The organism is Vibrio tubiashii ATCC 19109 (genome assembly GCF_000772105.1).
GTDB lineage: Bacteria > Pseudomonadota > Gammaproteobacteria > Enterobacterales > Vibrionaceae > Vibrio > Vibrio tubiashii.
Genome location: NZ_CP009354.1, coordinates 3,185,858 through 3,204,979 on the forward strand (window position 1 = coordinate 3,185,858; position 19,122 = coordinate 3,204,979).

Here is a 19,122-nt window from a genome sequence, read left to right on the forward strand (position 1 = left end):
AACCGCCGCTCTGTATCAGAGGGGCGGTTTCGAATTGATTAAATTCTTACTTTCAAGTTAGGCAGCAATACCTGAATGACGCAGTAACGCATCAATCTGCGGCTCACGACCACGGAAGCGTTTAAACAGCTCCATTGGTTCTTCACTTCCGCCCATTTCAAGAATGTTGTTCAAGAAGCTTTGACCGGTTTCGGTATTGAAAATGCCTTCTTCCTCAAAACGTGAGAACGCATCAGAAGATAGCACTTCTGCCCATAGGTAGCTGTAGTAACCGGCACTGTAACCACCAGCAAAGATGTGACTAAAGCTGTGCGAGAAACGGTTCCACTCTAAGCTCGGCAACACCGCGACTTTTGATTTCACTTCTGCCAGTGTATCTAAGACACGTGGGCCAACTTCTGGGTCAAACTCCGTGTGCAGAGTAAAGTCAAACAGACCAAACTCTAGCTGACGAAGAATGAACATCGCCGACTGGAAGTTTTTCGCTGCTAGCATCTTCTCTAACATTTCTTTCGGCAGTGGTTCGCCTGTTTCAAAGTGACCAGAGATAAACGCTAATGCATCCTCTTCCCAGCACCAGTTCTCAAGGAACTGACTTGGCAGCTCTACCGCATCCCAAGGCACGCCATTGATACCAGATACTGCTCCCGTCTCTACTTGAGTCAGCATATGGTGAATACCATGACCAAACTCGTGGAACAGAGTCACAACTTCATCATGGGTAAACAGTGCTGGCTTATCTCCGACAGGACGGTTGAAATTACAGGTTAGGTACGCCACTGGTGTTTGCAGCTCGCCGCTTTCATTGTTACGACGCACGCGGCACTCATCCATCCAAGCACCACCGCGTTTGTGTTCACGAGCATACAAATCAAGATAGAAGCTACCGCGTAGGTTGTTATCTGCATCAAAGATATCAAAGAAGCGTACCGATTCATGCCAAGTATCAACACCTTCACGTTCAGTGACCGTCATACCGAAGACACGATTTAGCACTTCAAATAGACCACTGACCGCTTTTGCTTCAGGGAAGTAAGGGCGCAACTCTTCGTCAGAAATTTGGAATAGATGTTGTTTTTGCTTCTCGCTGTAGTAAGCAATATCCCAAAGGTTAAGTGCTTCAACGCCAAACTCACTCTTAGCAAACTGACGCAACTCTTCTACTTCACGCTCACCTTGAGGCTTAGCCTTGCTCGCTAAATCATTTAAGAAGCTAAGAACCTGAGAAGGGTTTTCCGCCATCTTAGTCGCAAGCGATTTTTCACTGTAGGTATTGAAACCCAACATACGTGCGATTTCATGACGCAGTTTCAGTTGCTCATTGATGATCTCACTATTGTCCCACTCGCCCGCTTTTGGACCTCGCTCCGAGGCGCGAGTGACATACGCTTCATATAACTCTTTGCGCAGTTCTTGATTGTCACAGTAGGTCATTACAGGCAAGTAAGAAGGGATATCTAAAGTCAGCAGGTAACCATTAAGCTCTTTTGCTTCAGCTGCCGCTTTTGCTGCCGCCAGCGCAGATTCTGGCATACCTGCTAGTTGCGCTTCATCTTCAACATGCTTAGTCCAACCCATAGTGGCATCGAGCACATTGTTAGAGAACTTAGAGCCTAGCTCCGACATACGCTTGCTGATTTCACCATAGCGATGTTGCTCATCGGCAGGCAGACCAATGCCTGATAGTTCAAAGTCACGCAGTGAGTCAGTGATAGTTTTCTTTTGTGCCTGAGTCAAAGCGGCAAACTCTTCGCTCGCTTTGATTGCCTTGTAGGCTTCAAATAGGCCCTTGTGCTGCCCAACCCAAGTACCATACTCAGATAACAGAGGCAGACAACTTTCGTAGGCTTCGCGTAGCTCATCGCTGTTCACCACCGAGTTCATATGGCTCACTGGTGACCAAATACGGCTTAAGCGGTCATCCACTTCTTCTATTGGCGCTACCACACTGTTCCAAGTCGGTTGACTGTTACCCTCTAGTACGCTGTCGATTTTAGCGCGGCAATCTGCAATCGCTTGTTCAACAGCTGGCTTAACGTGTTCCGGTTTGATCTGAGAAAATGGAGGCAAATCGGTAAAGCTAAGAAGTGGATTAGACATAAATCATTCCTTTTATTGGCAAGCGAACTGACGGGTTCGTCTATTAAGTATATTCAACGTCTTATAGATTAAATATAGGTGGCGTCGTCATTTTTCAATAGAAGGGATTCGCTAAGTTGTTGCTAAATGCGAGCATCCCAAAGCCACTGAGTATATAATCGGCGAATCGTTCGTACTAACTTCAATATGGTTTAAAGACCATTTCGAGAGTGTCATTTTGTTAAGTTATCGCCACAGTTTTCACGCCGGCAACCACGCAGACGTGATTAAACATATCGTTCAGAGTCTTATTCTTAACTCACTGAAGCAGAAAGAAAAGCCGTTTGTTTATCACGATACTCACTCAGGTGTCGGTCGTTATGACTTAACCCACGAGTGGTCAGAGAAAACCAGTGAATACAAGCAAGGTATCGCCCGAGTTTGGCAACAAAATGATATTCCAGAAGATATTCAGAGCTATTTAGAAGCGATTAAAACGCTTAACAATGGTGATTCACTGCGTTACTACCCTGGCTCCCCTCGCGTCGCTCGTGCTCACCTGCGCCAGCAAGATCGCATGGTACTGACTGAGTTGCACCCAGCCGATCACCCGTTACTTGAACAAGAATTTCATCGTGACCGCCAAGTAAGCATCTATAAAGAAGATGGCTTTAAACGTCTGAAAGCGAGTTTACCGCCTAAAGAGCGTCGCGGCTTAGTCTTGATTGACCCGCCCTACGAGCTAGCAAAAGAGTATCGCGACGTGGTACAGGCGATTTACCAAAGCCATAAACGTTGGGCGACCGGTATTTACGCGATTTGGTACCCTGTGGTCAATCGCTGCGATATCGAAGATATGATTGAAGGCCTAGAAGGTCTTGGCATTCGCAAGATACTGCAAATAGAACTGGGCGTGACCCCTGATACCAACGAGCGTGGTATGACTGCATCAGGCATGATAGTTATCAACCCTCCTTGGAAACTAGAAAGCCAAATGAACCAGATTCTCCCCTTCTTGAAAGAGGCCATTGCTCCAGCAACTGGGCACTTTAAAGTCGAATGGATAGTGCCAGAGTAAATCTGGCTAAATTTTTAAGGGCGTAACCTATTGAGGTTACGCCTTTTTTATTGAGCAAAGAAAATATTTCGATATTTTTAAAATTAAATGTCGTCTTTTGTTTTTCTCCATCGTCTTAGTAAGTGTAAATACTCCACTAATTAAGGAAAACACCATGCTTAAGATTGTTAGCTTTAAAATTTGTCCATTTGTTCAACGTGTCACCGCGGCATTAGAAGCCAAGCAAATCCCTTATGAAATTGAATACATCGAACTAAAAAACAAGCCACAATGGTTCTTAGATATCTCGCCTAATGGGCAGGTACCCGTCATGGTCACAGAATCAGGAACTGCTCTGTTCGAATCAGACGCCATCATTGAATACATTGAGGATGAGTACGGCCCACTTGAACAGGGGGTGACCAACGAGCAACGTGCGCTGGATCGAGCATGGAGTTACCTAGGTTCTAAACATTATCTAGCACAATGCGGCACAATGAGTAGTAAAGACCAAGAGACTTTTGAGCAACGCGAAGGAAAACTACTAACAGCGTTTAGAAAAGCAGAAAATCAGCTCAGTGAGGGCAATAAGTTCTTTAAGTCAAACCAGTTAAGCAATGTCGATATGGCGTGGTTGCCACTATTACATCGAGCAGCCATCGTAAAAGCGCATTCTGGGTACGATTTCTTATGCGGTTTACCTAAAATGCAGGCTTGGCAGCGTAACCTATTAGACACTGGTCTGGTAGAAAAGACCGTTTCCAGTGACTTTGAAGATAAATTCCACAGCTTTTACCTCACCAATACTTACCTAGGTGAAGGAAAAGATATTCAAACCCAAGGCTGCTGTGGCCCTACTAGCTGCTGCGATTAAGCCTTTCATACATAAAGCGGAATAGCACCTTATTCCGCTATACTAGGGTCTGTTGACCTAACTACTCATCGTTATTTGTCATAAAAAATGTCACTTTTTCCCATTTAGGAAATGGCTAGACTCGATTTATGATAGAGGGTGGGATAAATAACAAATCATTTTGGTGATATTGAGTTCGTTCACTTTCACCCCAATGTAATTGTTATCAGAAAAATTAATAATCTTGGAGAAAGTAATGGCGACTCATTTTGATTACATCTGTATCGGCGGTGGCTCTGGCGGTATCGCATCAGCAAACCGCGCAGCTATGTACGGCGCTAAAGTTGCACTTATCGAAGCTCAAGACCTAGGTGGCACCTGTGTAAACGTAGGCTGTGTACCAAAAAAGGTTATGTGGCACGGTGCTCAAGTTGCAGATGCAATGAACCTATACGCTGAAGATTACGGCTTTGACATTGACGTTAAAGGCTTTGATTGGAGCAAACTCGTAGAGAGTCGTCAGGCTTACATTGGTCGTATTCACCAGTCTTACGATCGTGTACTGGGCAACAACAAGGTTAATGTCATCAAAGGCTTTGCTAAGTTTGTTGACGAGAAAACAGTCGAAGTGAATGGCGAACATTACACCGCTGACCACATCCTGATTGCAGTAGGTGGACGCCCGACGATTCCTAACATTCCAGGTGCTGAATACGGCATCGACTCAAATGGCTTTTTCGACCTACAAGAGCAACCAAAACGCGTCGCAGTTATCGGTGCAGGCTACATCGCAGTAGAAATTGCAGGCGTACTGAATGCACTTGGCACTGAAACGCACCTTTACGTACGTAAAGAATCACCACTACGTAGTTTTGATCCAATGATCATCGAAACGTTGGTTGAAGTAATGGAGGCTGAGGGGCCTAAACTGCATACTCACTCAATTCCAAAGGAAGTGGTTAAAGAAGCAGACGGTAGCCTGACTCTGCACCTAGAGAACGGCAACACGCAAAACGTTGACCAACTCATCTGGGCTATTGGTCGTCACCCAGCAACCGATGCAATCAACCTAGCTTCAACAGGTGTAGAAACCAACGACCGCGGCTACATCAAGGTCGATGAATTCCAAGCGACTAACGTTCCAGGGATCTACTGTGTTGGCGACATCATGGAAGGCGGTATCGAGCTAACTCCAGTTGCAGTTAAAGCAGGTCGTCAATTATCTGAGCGCCTGTTTAACAACAAGCCAAACGCGAAGATGGACTACAACCTAGTGCCTACCGTGGTATTTAGCCACCCGCCAATCGGCACCATTGGTCTAACAACACAAGAAGCGGAAGAGAAGTACGGCAAAGACAATGTGAAAGTTTACACATCTGGCTTTACAGCGATGTACACCGCCGTAACTAAACACCGTCAGCCATGTAAGATGAAATTAGTCTGCGCTGGTGAAGAAGAAACCGTTGTGGGCCTACATGGCATCGGCTTCACAGTCGATGAGATGATTCAAGGCTTCGGTGTCGCGATGAAGATGGGCGCAACAAAAGCAGACTTCGATTCTGTCGTTGCTATCCACCCGACTGGCTCAGAAGAGTTCGTTACCATGCGTTAATCGCTGATGCACGACATCAAACATAAAAAGCAGACCTTGTGTCTGCTTTTTGTTTGCCAGTTAAAAGCCGACTAAGGTGACTTTCCCTTGTAGAGCTCCATCTAGTTGGCATGTGAAATCCACCCGCTTATCCGCGTCTTTATCGTATAAAGTTTTCAACTTATCAAACGCACTAGGAACAAAGCTGATATTTTTTAGACGTAAGCTCTTACGAGTTTGGCTGTCCAAAAATGCCAAAGCTGAACGGTCTAGAACTTGGTGGCAAGCATCTAATACCCCCTTACTCGCGAGCTTACTCTGAATCACTTGCTGGATGTCCCCCTTCGAGATAGCAGAACTCGCCTGAGCAAAAACACAGATCGCGTGCAGGTCAAGCATTGCTACCGCACGAGGGCGCTGGGTTGCAGTGTCTTCATATACGGCTAAAAGGCACGGAATCTTGCTCTCATCGAACAATTGTGGGGCAATATTGTTGAGAGTTAAACTATCACCGAGCTCCCTTTGCAGCAGTTTCTCAAGTTGCGATAACTTAGGCAAAGCTAACTCTTTTTGCACTTCAGTGATCGAATCGAGTGTTTTCTTACTTTCTTCCACGCCTTGCACTAAAGGAAGCAAGTAACGATGCAATTCACTGTCTTCGAAAGGCTTGGTTAAAACAAAGCTGGCACCAGCCGCTTGAGCTTGCTTGATTTGGCTCTCATCATCAACCGTAGTAATCATGCCGACCTTTATCCCAACCCCAAGCTTCATAAGCTCTTCAGTGAGTGTTAGACCTGTCATATCCGGCATGTACCAATCTGTTAGCACAATATCTGGATGCCATTCTTTTGCCAGCTCTAATGCTTGAGTCGCACTGCAGGTTTTCTCGATCGATAAACGACAATAACCAAAGCTCTCTAAGCCCCGCCTAACTATCTCCAAAGTTGCCTTACTGTCGTCCACAATCAAAATTTTCACAGGTCGCCGTCACCTCCCATACTGAACTGTCTAAATTATAGGCATATTTTCCACTGACAACTAAACTTACAGTCGATGAATGTCCCAACTTACGTATTTGATAGATGGATTTATTACCGAGATTAACCCTAGAAAACCTAATTGCCCTCGCGGTCGACTTTGGACTACTGATACTTTTGGTGTGGTTTATCATATTGCTTTTGATTTTGCGCGAGTTCCGTCAGTTTGCCCGCCAGGTCGTCAGTGGCCGTGATATGGACAGAAACACCTACGAGCTGTGTCAGCAATCTGTCGATAAGGCACTCAGCTACACAGCGGACAATGGTGATACGCTCAACGACTTAATTCTGATTCAGCAAGCTCTGGAAAGTCAGGTATCACAAATCAAAGCCGCGAAAGGAGAGCTCAGTGAGCAGGAGAAAGAATCAATTGACGAGTTGAATCAAAAACTCAATAAATCCCACCGCCTCATCAAAAAATTAAAAGGGGATTTAGACAGAAGTGTTAAAGGCTTAAGAAATGCCAAAAGCCGCCTACTTAAACAGACCGATACAGTGGAAAGCTTACAGTTGGAAAAAGAGCAGTTAGAAAAGCAATTTGAACAACTTGAGCAAGAGTACATTCAAATCAGTGAATCTGGTGGGTCGGCAACCCTTGCCAAAGAGTTCCAACAAGAGAAGCAGCAACTGCTCGATCAGCTTGAAGAGTATAAACAGCAAGCAGGCTCACAAGGCGATGTGGCTGGTTTAGCGGCAGAACTTGAAGCCTCTAAACAGCAACTACACCATATGACTAAAGAGAAAGATTTTGTTGAGAAAAAGTATTTGGAGCTGTTGCAAGAAGCAGAACAAAAAAATCAGTAGCACGAGGCTACTGATTTCTTAGCTTATTTCACACACATGACATTCAATAGTGAAGTGCCTTTTAGCTTATTGGTTTTGCCACTGGTAAATAACCCTGACTTTTCTGCGCCCCAATAAGGTAGATGCATTGGCCATTTGTCTTTCTGCATCACGTTAGAAGCAAGCAGTGCTTGCCACTCAGTTGATGTTGCTAAGCGCATGCCTAAACGATAACAGGTTTTATAGGCTCCTTCGTAGTCGAGCCTATTCCACGGCAGCTCGTGTTCCATATAAAACTGGTCATTGCTGAACATGGTGTATGGCACCTTGTACTCAATACCAGAAACCGTCGCTGTTAAACGAATAGAAACATCAGATTGACGCTGCTTAGGCTCTTGAGCCATAGGTTTAATTGGTTCTGGCTTCGCTTTCACTGGCGCAGGTATCACAGTAGTAGACTGCTGCTGTTTTACGACAGGCTTAGGTGTTGCCGGTTTTGCTTTCACCTGCTTTACAGGAGCCCCCTTGACCACTTCTCGAACAAATGCTTCTTTATAGCCTGGCTCAGTTTTCACTTTTGCCAATTCTATATTTGCTTGAGCAAAGTCTTTATATGGGCCAATCAGGCAACGGTAAGCTTTTGCTTCTGGCTTTGCCCACACATCGGTTGATATATGTTGGTAGAGCTTTTTCGCCTTTGTAAGAGGCAGTGGCTTGCTAAACACACCACACTGAATCCAGAAGGTTGACTCTTGGCCACGCGGCTGAGATTTACCCCATAATCCTTTACCAATCGGGCACGACTTATCTAACAATGGCAACTCATTGGTTGATGCCTGAGTTGCATCGCATAAAAATTCTTCAGCAAGCGTTGGGGCTGACAAAGCGGGCAAGGCTAATGCTGCAACAAGACTCCAACACTTCAAAAAAGTTTGTTTAGGCTTTGAGGCCATATTGATATCCATACTCTATAAACTTAACTTCGAGTTTATCCATCTACGTGGATCACTATAGTGACTTTCTTGACGGTTCACTGCCCTGAAAATGAGAATGCAAAAAAAGAGCCGTAATTAATTACGGCTCTTAGTTTAGATAGGTTTTTATAATCAAATCTTAGGCTTGGATCACCCTTTGTAGATTTTTGGGTTAAATACGTCACGTAACCAGTCACCAAGTAAATTGATAACCAAGACTAAAGTGACCAGTACGATACCCGGGAATGCCGTAATCCACCATGCACCAGAGAAAATGTAGTTAAATCCAATGCTAATCAGTGCGCCCAAAGAAGGTTGGTCTACCGGTAGACCTAAACCTAGGAAAGAAAGTGCCGCCTCCGACATGATGGCGTTTGCCACCTGTACCGTCGAAATCACCAAGATAGGCGATAAACAGTTTGGTAGGATGTGACGGAACATGATGCGTGGAGCTTTAAAGCCCATCACACGTGCCGCCTCTACGTATTCTTTCTTCTTCTCAGCCAACACTGAAGCACGAATAGTACGTGCATACTGAGGCCATTCAGCCACACCAATGATCACCACTAGCATAACGACCGCATACTGGCTGTAGAAATCACTACCAAAGCTGGCTTTAAAGATAGCCGAGACAATGATTGCCACCATCATGGTTGAAAACGATAACTGGACATCCGCGAAACGCATTAAGAAGCTATCAATACGGCCGCCAAAGTAACCCGCCGAAAGACCAATCACAATCCCTAGCACAAGCTGTAAACCTACCGCTAGGAAACCAATGGTCAGAGATAGACGCGAGCCATAAAGAATCGTCGAAAGGATATCTCGACCTTGCTCATCGGTCCCTAGCAGAAACTTCTCGTCGCCATCTTCCATCCATGCTGGAGGAAGCTCTGAATCCATAATATCAATTGACGACAAGTCATACGGGTCAGTCGGTGACAGAATTGGCGCTGCCAAAGCCATCACCAAGAACAACATAAACACGGTAAAGCTGGCCATCGCCACTTTGTCGCGCTTGAAGTAGTACAAGAAATCCGATTGTTTAAATCGCTCCCAGCGTGAAGGAGCTGCTGCAGTTTGACTCATGTTTAAGCTCCTTTACCTGTTAGATTTACGGTCGGGTTGATGATGCCGTATAGCAAGTCAACAATGGTGTTAGTGACAACGAAAATCAGACCAACGAAAATAACGTAAGCGGTGATTAACGGTGTATCTACACGGTTGATTGCTTCAAGGAAAAGAAAGCCCGTTCCAGGCCACTGGAAAACGGTTTCGGTTAGGATGGTATAGGCAACCATGGTACCAATTTGAACACCACCAACGGTAAGCACAGGTAGCATGGTATTTTTCAATGCGTGCTGGTAGTAAATTTTATTGAGAGCCAGACCTTTTGCTTTGCCGAACTTGATGTACTCAGAACTCAGTACCTCGAGCATTTCAGAACGTACAAGACGAATAAAGAGTGGCAACATGATGGAAGCAAGAGCAATACAAGGTAAAACCAAGTGCGCTAAACCATCAAGAGTAAAGTAGCCCGATTCCCAGCCAAGCAGATTGGCGGTCTCGCCTCGGCCATAAGATGGTAACCAACCGAGCTCAATAGAGAACACATACATCAACATGATTGCGGTTAAGAAAACCGGAATCGAAATCCCGATGCTACTGCCAGCCATGACAATTTTGGTAAATATACTTTTTGGGTGAATGGCTGAGTAAACACCAAGTGGGATTGAACAGAATACAATGATTAGCGTAGCGCCGAACACGAGCTCAAGCGTTGCCACTAACTTATCTAGAATCACTTCAACCGCAGGGCGCTTGAAGAAGTAAGAAGTACCGAGATCACCTTGTAGCGCATTGCCAACAAAGCGAGTGTATTTTGTAATGAAGGGATCATTCAAACCTAGTTCGTCACGCAAAGCTTGGCGCTCTGATTCGGAAACCGACTGACCAACAAGCTCACGCAATGGGTCGCCGAGGTTATCCTGAATGGCAAACGCCACTAGACTGATCACAAACATCACTATCAGTGCCTGAAACAGGCGCTTGACCAGAAACGAAAACATTCCTTGCCCCTTTAACTTTCCATAGATTTCAGTCTGCAGAACCAGACAAAACTGGCTGCAACTTTCAGTCTTAAAAATGGCACTTAACCCGACTGAAACAAAGCTAAGCACCAAAAGTCGACCAAGCGCTCACTTCATTGAGCACTTGGTCTAGCTCACTAGTAGTTATTTAACTACTAGGTCACCAAAGTATGGGAAGTTCATGCCGTTGATGATTGGACCAATCTCGACGTTGCCTTTCGCTGCCCATGAAGGATCTTGCCAATGTAGAGGAACGAATGCCGCTTCATTGTATAGAATCTCTTCAACTTTCTTCAAAGATGCACTACGTTTTTTAAGATCAGTCATCTTGTTGGTATCTTCGATTAGCTTATCAACTTCTGCATTTGAGTAGTGGCCACAGTTGTACTGACCTTTACCCGTTTCAGCATTACGCGTCATTGCTAGGAACTCAGTGAAGTTACCTGAATCTTCTGTATCTGGGTGCCAGCCGATCATTAGCATGTCTGCAGCACACTTATCGAATTCAGGCCAGTACTGAGCTTTAGGCATTGTCTTCAGATCAACCTTGATACCGATCTTAGACAGCATTGCCGCCGACGCTTGAGCGATCTTGTCATCGTTCACGTAACGGTTGTTTGGCGCCATCATAGTCAGTGAGAAGCCGTTCTCATAACCCGCTTCTTTCATCAGCTCTTTTGCTTTCTTAAGGTCGTAGCGAGGTTTTAGGTCTGCGTTGTAACCAACGAAGCCAACTGGGCTCTGTTGACCTGCCGCAGTAGCTGCACCCTTCATGACTTTCTTAGTGATGCCTTCGTTGTTGATTGCGTAAGTAATCGCTTGACGAACACGTACATCTTTCAGTGCTGGGTTGCTGTTTTGGTTCATTTGGAACGTAATAACACGCGTACCAGGCATAGTGTATAGATCTACGCTGTCAGCTTTCTTGATACGCTTGTAGTCGTTTGGCGCTACTGGCGCAATCATATCTACGTCACCAGATAGAAGTGCTGCAACACGAGTTGCATCTTCTTTGATTGGCACTAGCGTTAGCTTATCAACGTTACCGCCTGAACCATTATCCCAGTAATCATTGAAGCGTTCGAAAGTCACTTTTACACCCTGCTCACGTTGAGTGATGATGAAAGGACCAGTACCAGATACGTTAGTCGATGCGAAAGAGTTACCGTGCTTAACTAGCTCAGCTTTATCTTTGCCGTCTTCCGTTTTACCTGAGTAGAACTTGCTATCCATTGGGAATAGGTAAGTCATGACGTTTTCTACTAGTGGGTAAACACCGTCAGTCTTTACTTCTACTTCGTATTCGCCAACTTTTGAAATCGAAACGATTGGGCCAAAGATACCTTTAAAGTCTGGTGAGCTCTTCAGACGGTCAAACGTCCAAACTACATCGTCAGCAGTTAGCGTGTTACCTGAGTGGAACTTAACGCCTTGGCGAATGTTGAAATGCATTGTTTCGCCGTCAATACGCTCCCAAGACTCCGCTAGACGAGGTTCAAATTCCATCTTCTGGTTAAAGCGGATAAGCGGATCAAATACCATGTGAGACATTTGCAGTGTACCGCCAGATAGCTGCTCATGCGGGTCAAGTGACACTGGGTCAGCGTCATAAGCGACGGTAATATCTGCTGCCGCTGCACCAAAGCTAAGGCCAGCTGCCATTAAAGCCACTGCTAGTTTGCTTTTCATGGTTTTCATTGCATAACTCCTTATGCGGGATTTTCTATCCCTAGTTGTTGTGTTTGCTTCTGTTTATTGCCCGTCAAAACGGGAAAGAATCACGACTTACGCCGTTTTTACTTCTTCTCTTAAGCCCGTAAATTCAGGCATTAAAGAAATCAGTTGTTTACTGTATTCGTGCTGAGGCGATCTAAATAGCTGCTCGGTAGGCGCCACTTCCAGTAGCGTCCCCATCTGCATCACTCCCACTCGGTCACACATCTGACGAATAACGGGTAAATCGTGACTGATAAACAGCATGGTTAGATTTAACTCATCTTGTAAATCTTTCAGCAGGTTAAGAATTTGCGCTTGTACCGACACATCCAATGCTGAGGTCGGCTCATCACAAATCAGCAGACGCGGACGTGTTGCGAGTGCACGTGCAATCGAAATACGCTGACGCTGACCACCTGAAAACTCATGTGGATATTTCACCCCTGCCATTTTGCCCAGACCAACGTGATCAAGTAGATCGTTGACGATCTGACGTGTTTCCGTTTCGCTATTGGTCAACTTATGGAATCGGATAGGTTCCGCGATGATGTCAAAAATCTTCATACGCGGATTCATTGAAGTGTAAGGATTTTGGAACACCATCTGCATTTGGCGGCGCAGTGGGCGACGTTCTTTCTCTGATTTCAAAGACGTTAGGTCGATCCCTTCAAACGTTACCTTGCCCGAGTTCGGCGCATACAAACCTGCGATCACTCGTGCAATGGTCGATTTACCAGAGCCCGACTCACCCACAAGACCGAAAGTTTCACCCTCAAAGACTTCAAAGCTGACATTGTTAGAAGCTTGAACATATTCACGACGACTTTCGAACAAGGAATCTTTGGTCACAAAGCGCAGGTTAACGTTCTCAACATTGAGTAACGAACCTGTGTAATCGCGATGGTCTTGGCTTTGACCTAGCCAGTGGCTTTTAACATCGAGCGGCTCCATCTCGTGCGCTTCTTCGATGTAGCTAACCAGCGGGAAGCGATCAAGCTTCATATCAGAGCGAGGTACCGCTGAAATCAGACTGCGTGTGTAGGAATGATCTGGATCACCGAGTACTTTTGCCGTTGGGCCAAACTCAACCAAATCACCACGGTACATCACCGCAACGCGATCCGTTACGTTGGAAACTACTCCCATATCATGGGTAACCAACATACAACCAACATTGTTCTTGATACACAACTCACGGATCAAACTCAAAATCTGGTCTTGGATAGACACATCCAATGCAGTCGTCGGTTCATCGGCAATAATCAGATCAGGCTCACCCGCCAAAGCAATCGCGATAACCACACGTTGACGCATACCACCAGAAAACTGGTGTGGGTACTGCTTTAAGCGGTTCTCTGGTTGAGGAATACCAACTTGCTGCATTAATGACAGCGCACGCTGATACGCCTCTTCATCAGAAACCTTCATATTGGCATGAATGGTTTCTTTCAGTTGCTGCTCAACGGTAAAAAGTGGGTTTAGAGAAGTCATTGGATCTTGGAAGATGAATCCAATTTTAGAACCTCGAACGCTGCGCATCTGTTCTGGGGATAAACCAGAGATCTGCTCACCGTCTAAGTAAACATCGCCACTAGCGATACGACCAGGTGGGCTCAGCAAATCGATGACCGCATTACCAACGGTCGACTTACCGGCACCAGACTCGCCAACAACGCCGACGATCTCTCCACGTTCAATATTAAAGGAGAGTGATTTAACTGCGGCATGAACACCATGACGCGAAGGGTACTCTATTCGAAGATTTTTAACTTCTAAAAGTGACATTACCAGACCTCTACTGCTTCGGCAGCTTTCTGCCCTGTCTGAAAAGTGAATCCATTCGTACCAGAATATCATTCTGGCAAATTACAAGGTCATCAATTTGGCAAAAAATTCACAGAAAAGCAACAAAGATAGGATAAAAAGTCGAGATCGAACAAAAACCAAGCAGCATAGCAAAATAAATATGCAATAGAGCTATATCTTCCATTGGTCGTACCTGCGCCAAAAACACATCCCAGACCAATAAAAACGTAACTTTTGGTTATTTAACATCGCATTTAGTTATAACCAAAATAGAATAACCATTCAGTCACTCAAACCCCACCATCATTAACAAATTTAAAACATAACTCCAAACATAAGTTCAAATCAGGTCGTTTAATCCATCTATTTTTATTTATACAGAATTAAATCAAACCCAAAACCCAAAATGGCAAATCTATTATCTACGGTTTTTGTCGCCTTGCAGAAACTGGTTAATGCTTAAGTATGAGGGATGCTGGAGAACTGGAGAACTGGAGAACTGGAGAACTGGAGAACTGGAGAACGTTTGCAGAATTAGAACCAAGTGACAAGTCTTGTTCATTAAATTACATTGTCATCCTCAATAGCGAGGAACGAGAGAATTGGGGATCTCATGGCAAATATTTATCTCGCAGGGCGAAGCCCGATCCCGTTTTCCAGAAGCGCAGCGTTCTGTAGGGCGCAGCCCGTTCCAAAATGCAAAAAAGCCTCGTCATTTCTGACGAGGCTTTCTAATAGTAATTTGGTGAAGAGCATATTTTGAACATCAGGCGAACCCCACTTTGGGTTAAAACTAAAGCTCAAACGCTAGAAAGTAAAAAGCCCTAGTCTTTCGACTAGGGCTTCAATAGTGGTCGGTGAAGAGGGATTCGAACCCCCGACCCTCTGGTCCCAAACCAGATGCGCTACCAAGCTGCGCTATTCACCGACTTGTGTTTTGTTCTGACTTATCAGAACAGGAAACCTAAGTTACCTAAATAAATGGGGTGGCTAACGGGACTTGAACCCGCGACAACTGGAATCACAATCCAGGGCTCTACCAACTGAGCTATAGCCACCACTGGCTTTGCCTTTGTTTACCGCTATTCGCGTTAAACTAAATAGTGGTCGGTGAAGAGGGATTCGAACCCCCGACCCTCTGGTCCCAAACCAGATGCGCTACCAAGCTGCGCTATTCACCGACGAGTTATTTTTTACTTGGTTTACGTTATAGAGGGTTAACCCTCTGGTCCCGCTTATTCCAAGAGCCGAGATGCGCTACAAACAACGCTATTCACCGACTTATGTTTCGTTCCGACATTCATCCGAACAGGAAACCTAGGTTACCTTAAATAATGGGGTGGCTAACGGGACTTGAACCCGCGACAACTGGAATCACAATCCAGGGCTCTACCAACTGAGCTATAGCCACCACTGAAATTTTTACCGATATACCTTTAGGCGAATGGCACGCCCGAAAGGATTCGAACCTTCGACCTTTGGCTCCGGAGGCCAACGCTCTATCCAACTGAGCTACGGGCGCATGCCCTATCGGCGGAGTGGAATAATACGTATATCACACTATGCCGTCTAGTACTTTTTCAACTTTTTTTATCGTTTGGTGCCTTTTTCGGCAATTAAAGTGTGATAAACCCCTATTTCCCATTAGATACCCCCCTGAAAGCGGGTAACTTGTTGTTTATTGCAACAACTTAACAGGATATAATCACCCATTATTTACATTGATTTAACAGCCAAGCATGCTTTCTGGCAAGGTCTGACTGTTGGTCAAGCCACACTCTAATAATGGGTAAGCACGAACTTACCTTCAGGAATGTAAAGTGAGTTTAATGGATATGTCTCGAAAAATGTTAACCGCTTTGGTCGCTGCGATCACTTTTTCTAGCGCCACTTTTGCAGCAAATGTAAGCCAAGAAGAATATGATGCAATTGCAGAACGTATTAAACCTGTTGGTGATGTTTACCTAGCAGGAGCAGAGCCAGTTAAAGCTGAGCCAACTGGCCCTCGCGATGGTGCAACTGTTTACGGTACTTTCTGTATTGCGTGTCACGCGTCTGGTGTTAGCGGCGCGCCTAAAACAGGCGATGCTGGCGACTGGGCACCGCGTATTGCTCAGGGTAATGACGTGCTGAAAGATCACGCTATCAACGGCTTCAATGCAATGCCAGCGAAAGGCTCATGTATGGATTGTTCTGACGATGAAATCGTCGCAGCTATCGAACATATGATTGCTGGTCTATAAAGCTCTCTCTATATATAGAGAAAAGGCTTGGTTTTCACCAAGCCTTTTTAGTATCTGCCACAACACTATTTCTTATTGAACATCGATCTTATGTTGGCAATATGTGCTTGGCCTTTCGCCATACGTTCTTCCTGCGTCACTGGCTTCTTAACCTGCTCCCATTCCACATCATCAAATGGTAACTCGTCGAGAAAACGACTTTGTGTCGGCTTAATTAACTCACCAAACTGACGACGCTCTTTACACATAGTGAAGGTCAGTTCTCGCTGCGCACGTGTGATTCCTACGTACATTAAGCGGCGCTCTTCCTCAACGTTCTCTTCATCAATACTAGTTTGATGCGGCAAGATTCCTTCTTCTGTTCCTATCAGATAAACGTAGGGGAACTCTAGACCTTTAGAGGCATGTAGCGTCATTAGTTGAACCGCGTCGCTATCTTCGTCCTCTTCGCCTCGCTCCATCATGTCACGTAATGTCAGGCGCTGAACCACCTCTTTGATACTCTTCTCTTCTTGGTCATAGTTATCTCCTTCAAGGTCAGCCACTATCCAAGAGTAAAGATCGGACACATTCTTCATGCGCATTTCGGCAGCTTTAGGACTTGATGATGTTTCGTATAACCAATCTTCATAATTGATATCGCGCACCAATGAGCGCACCGCTTCAACGGTATCACCACGCTCTGCTTGGTCGGCAATTTTAACTAGCCAAGCAGTGAAGCGACGCAAATTCTCTAACCCACGTCCACTCAATGACTGCTCCAAGCCTAGCTCAAAACTGGCCTCAAATAGGCTTTTGCCACGCATATTGGCGTAACTGCCGAGTTTTTCTAATGTTACTGGGCCAATTTCACGTCTTGGTGTGTTAACAATACGCAGAAAAGCGTTGTCATCATCTGGGTTAACCAAGACACGCAAATACGCCATGATGTCTTTGATCTCAGCGCGAGCAAAGAACGAGGTGCCCCCAGATAACTTATATGGCACCCGGTTTTGCATTAAAGACTTTTCAATCAAGCGCGATTGGTGGTTACCACGATACAAAACCGCATAATCTTTATATTCCGTGCGATTAAGGAATTTGTGCGCAATAAGCTCACCAGTAACTCGCTCAGCTTCATGCTCTTCATTTTTTGCCAGCAGAACTTTGAGCTTTTCACCATCAGGAATTTCTGAGAACAGGGACTTCTCATACACGTGTGGGTTATTCGCGATAAGGATATTGGCAGCGCGCAAGATGCGACTGGTTGAGCGATAGTTTTGCTCTAGCTTTATCAAGCGCAGGTTTGGGTAATCCTCACCCAGCAACACCAAGTTTTGTGGCTTCGCTCCACGCCAAGAGTAGATTGACTGGTCATCATCCCCTACTACGGTTAATCGGCCTCGTTCGCCGACAATCAGTTTAACCAGATCGTATTGACTGGTATTGGTATCTTGGTATTCATCGACCAACAAGTAGCGAATTCGATTTTGCCAACGCTGACGAACTTCCTCATTAGTACGCAGTAGAAGAACAGGTAATGAGATCAAATCATCGAAGTCGAGAGCGTTATAGGCTTTCATCTGCTTCTGGTACATCTCAAAACAGAAGGCAAACAACTGTTGCTGCTCGCCCTTCGCCTGCGCCTTGGCTTGCTCAGGCGTAAGCATGTCGTTTTTCCAGTTAGAAATCGTGCCGAGCAACTGACGCAGTAGATCTTTATCACCATCGAGCTGTTTTTCTGTCAGCTCTTTAAGTAGCGCCATTTGGTCTTGATCATCAAACAGTGAAAATCCGGATTTTAGACCTAATGATTTGTATTCACGCTTAATGATATTGAGGCCCAAAGTATGGAAGGTTGAGACCATTAACCCCTTTGATTCATTTTTACCTAATGTCTGGCCAACGCGCTCTTTCATTTCACGCGCCGCCTTATTGGTAAAAGTCACCGCCGCGATATTACGCGCTTTATAACCGCACTGCTGAACCAGATAAGCAATTTTGTTGGTAATAACACGCGTTTTACCCGACCCTGCTCCAGCAAGCACCAAACAAGGGCCAGATACGTATTTGACTGCTTCATCTTGATTGGGGTTCAGCTTCATGATCATCTCAGCGGTAGGAAAAATGTGGCGCATATAATAATAGTGCAACAGACAGATTGCTATGTTTATAGCCAAGACAACGTCGGCTAAATGTTTCTCAACAAGTGTGAATAACAACTTTTTTCATAAATCATTCGATAGTTTGTTGCATATTTGATGACTTCTTAGGCTATAATGAATGAACGTTCATTCATCAACCCACTATATGTCACTGTCTGGTTCTCATTTTATGGTAGATAAAAGACAACAAATCATAGATGCCGCAGAAAAACTGATTGCAGAATCAGGCTTTCAAGGTCTCTCGATGCATAAGTTGGCCAAGGAAGCTGGGGTCGCAGCAGGAACGATATATCGCTACTTCTCTGATAAAGAAGATTTACTGCAACAGGTTCGATTAGCGGTCATCCAACGCAATGCTGAAGCCATTCAGGATGGTGTTGAAGAATTTATGCCGTTAAAAGAACGATTTCGCAAAATGTGGTTAAACATTTTCGATCTCTCGGGGTCAAACATCGGCAACTTAAAGAATCGTGCTCAGTACGACTCTTTACCCTGCGTCCGAAGCCATGAAACCAAAGAGATCGAACGCAAGATGTTTAGCAAAGTGGATCAACTCTTCACTGAAGGGCGAGAACAAGGGGTATTTAAGCCCCTAGAAAACCCAGTGTTGGCTGCACTTAGTTTAGAAGTCAGTGTCACTCTGGCACGTAAGCAATCTCTCGGATATTACCAACTTGACCAAGACGCTATTGACGCAGCGATCGAAGCAAGTTGGGATGCGATTATAAAACACTAATTTGGAGTTCTAA

14 protein-coding genes and 5 tRNA genes are annotated in these 19,122 nt (G+C 45.1%); 6 read left to right on the top strand and 13 right to left on the bottom strand.

The features are described 5' to 3' along the window. Positions 1 to 57: 57 nt before the first annotated feature. Positions 58 to 2,100 (bottom strand): oligopeptidase A, encoded by a 2,043-nt coding sequence (prlC, locus tag IX91_RS14620; RefSeq protein ID WP_004745522.1) that lies wholly within the window; start codon positions 2,098 to 2,100, stop codon positions 58 to 60. A 217-nt stretch (positions 2,101 to 2,317) separates the two neighbouring features. On the opposite strand from prlC, the gene IX91_RS14625 reads away from it, so the two are divergent. The 3 genes from IX91_RS14625 to gorA all read left to right on the top strand — a co-directional run bounded on the left by IX91_RS14625 (position 2,318) and on the right by gorA (position 5,601). Further along, positions 2,318 to 3,157 (top strand): 23S rRNA (adenine(2030)-N(6))-methyltransferase RlmJ, encoded by an 840-nt coding sequence (locus tag IX91_RS14625; RefSeq protein ID WP_004745523.1) that lies wholly within the window; start codon positions 2,318 to 2,320, stop codon positions 3,155 to 3,157. A 154-nt stretch (positions 3,158 to 3,311) separates the two neighbouring features. Next, positions 3,312 to 4,010, top strand: coding sequence for a glutathione S-transferase family protein (locus tag IX91_RS14630; RefSeq protein ID WP_004745524.1), 699 nt, complete (start codon positions 3,312 to 3,314; stop codon positions 4,008 to 4,010). Between the two features lie 235 nt (positions 4,011 to 4,245). Further along, the gene (gene gorA / locus IX91_RS14635; RefSeq protein ID WP_004745525.1) at positions 4,246 to 5,601 is read left to right on the top strand and encodes a glutathione-disulfide reductase; all 1,356 of its coding nucleotides are present in this window, start codon (positions 4,246 to 4,248) and stop codon (positions 5,599 to 5,601) included. A gap of 60 nt (positions 5,602 to 5,661) precedes the next feature. On the opposite strand, the gene IX91_RS14640 is transcribed toward gorA, so the two are convergent. Beyond that, positions 5,662 to 6,558, bottom strand: a complete 897-nt coding sequence (locus IX91_RS14640; RefSeq protein ID WP_004745526.1) for a response regulator — start codon at positions 6,556 to 6,558, stop codon at positions 5,662 to 5,664. Between the two features lie 104 nt (positions 6,559 to 6,662). On the opposite strand from IX91_RS14640, the gene IX91_RS14645 reads away from it, so the two are divergent. After that, on the top strand, positions 6,663 to 7,421 hold the full coding sequence (locus tag IX91_RS14645) for a hypothetical protein (protein WP_004745527.1): 759 nt from the start codon (positions 6,663 to 6,665) through the stop codon (positions 7,419 to 7,421). Between the two features lie 23 nt (positions 7,422 to 7,444). Here IX91_RS14645 and IX91_RS14650 read toward each other — a convergent pair whose 3' ends face one another. From IX91_RS14650 to IX91_RS14695, 10 genes are all read right to left on the bottom strand, one after another. Beyond that, positions 7,445 to 8,353, bottom strand: coding sequence for an SPOR domain-containing protein (locus IX91_RS14650; protein ID WP_004745528.1), 909 nt, complete (start codon positions 8,351 to 8,353; stop codon positions 7,445 to 7,447). Between the two features lie 171 nt (positions 8,354 to 8,524). Then, positions 8,525 to 9,463 (bottom strand): ABC transporter permease, encoded by a 939-nt coding sequence (locus IX91_RS14655; protein WP_004745529.1) that lies wholly within the window; start codon positions 9,461 to 9,463, stop codon positions 8,525 to 8,527. A 2-nt stretch (positions 9,464 to 9,465) separates the two neighbouring features. Beyond that, on the bottom strand, positions 9,466 to 10,443 hold the full coding sequence (locus IX91_RS14660; protein WP_004745530.1) for an ABC transporter permease: 978 nt from the start codon (positions 10,441 to 10,443) through the stop codon (positions 9,466 to 9,468). Positions 10,444 to 10,608: 165 nt separating this feature from the next. Beyond that, the gene (locus IX91_RS14665; protein WP_004745531.1) at positions 10,609 to 12,162 is read right to left on the bottom strand and encodes an ABC transporter substrate-binding protein; all 1,554 of its coding nucleotides are present in this window, start codon (positions 12,160 to 12,162) and stop codon (positions 10,609 to 10,611) included. A gap of 87 nt (positions 12,163 to 12,249) precedes the next feature. Further along, a complete protein-coding gene (locus IX91_RS14670) occupies positions 12,250 to 13,965 on the bottom strand; it encodes a dipeptide ABC transporter ATP-binding protein (RefSeq protein WP_004745532.1) in 1,716 nt (571 codons plus the stop codon). Between the two features lie 872 nt (positions 13,966 to 14,837). Then, positions 14,838 to 14,914, bottom strand: a tRNA-Pro gene (locus tag IX91_RS14675). A 54-nt stretch (positions 14,915 to 14,968) separates the two neighbouring features. Further along, positions 14,969 to 15,044 (bottom strand) — tRNA-His (locus tag IX91_RS14680). Between the two features lie 46 nt (positions 15,045 to 15,090). Next, positions 15,091 to 15,167 (bottom strand) — tRNA-Pro (locus IX91_RS14685). 154 nt (positions 15,168 to 15,321) lie between these two features. After that, positions 15,322 to 15,397, bottom strand: a tRNA-His gene (locus IX91_RS14690). A gap of 34 nt (positions 15,398 to 15,431) precedes the next feature. Further along, a tRNA-Arg gene (locus tag IX91_RS14695) sits at positions 15,432 to 15,508 on the bottom strand. A 307-nt stretch (positions 15,509 to 15,815) separates the two neighbouring features. On the opposite strand from IX91_RS14695, the gene IX91_RS14700 reads away from it, so the two are divergent. Further along, complete coding sequence (locus tag IX91_RS14700; RefSeq protein ID WP_004745533.1) at positions 15,816 to 16,229, top strand: c-type cytochrome; 414 nt, start codon at positions 15,816 to 15,818, stop codon at positions 16,227 to 16,229. Between the two features lie 65 nt (positions 16,230 to 16,294). On the opposite strand, the gene rep is transcribed toward IX91_RS14700, so the two are convergent. After that, positions 16,295 to 18,313, bottom strand: coding sequence for a DNA helicase Rep (gene rep / locus IX91_RS14705; RefSeq protein WP_004745534.1), 2,019 nt, complete (start codon positions 18,311 to 18,313; stop codon positions 16,295 to 16,297). Positions 18,314 to 18,491: 178 nt separating this feature from the next. Between rep and IX91_RS14710 the strand changes: the two genes are divergently transcribed. Then, positions 18,492 to 19,109 carry a TetR/AcrR family transcriptional regulator gene (locus IX91_RS14710; protein WP_004745535.1) on the top strand — a complete coding sequence of 206 codons (618 nt, stop codon included), beginning with the start codon at positions 18,492 to 18,494 and terminating at the stop codon, positions 19,107 to 19,109. Positions 19,110 to 19,122: the final 13 nt, after the last annotated feature.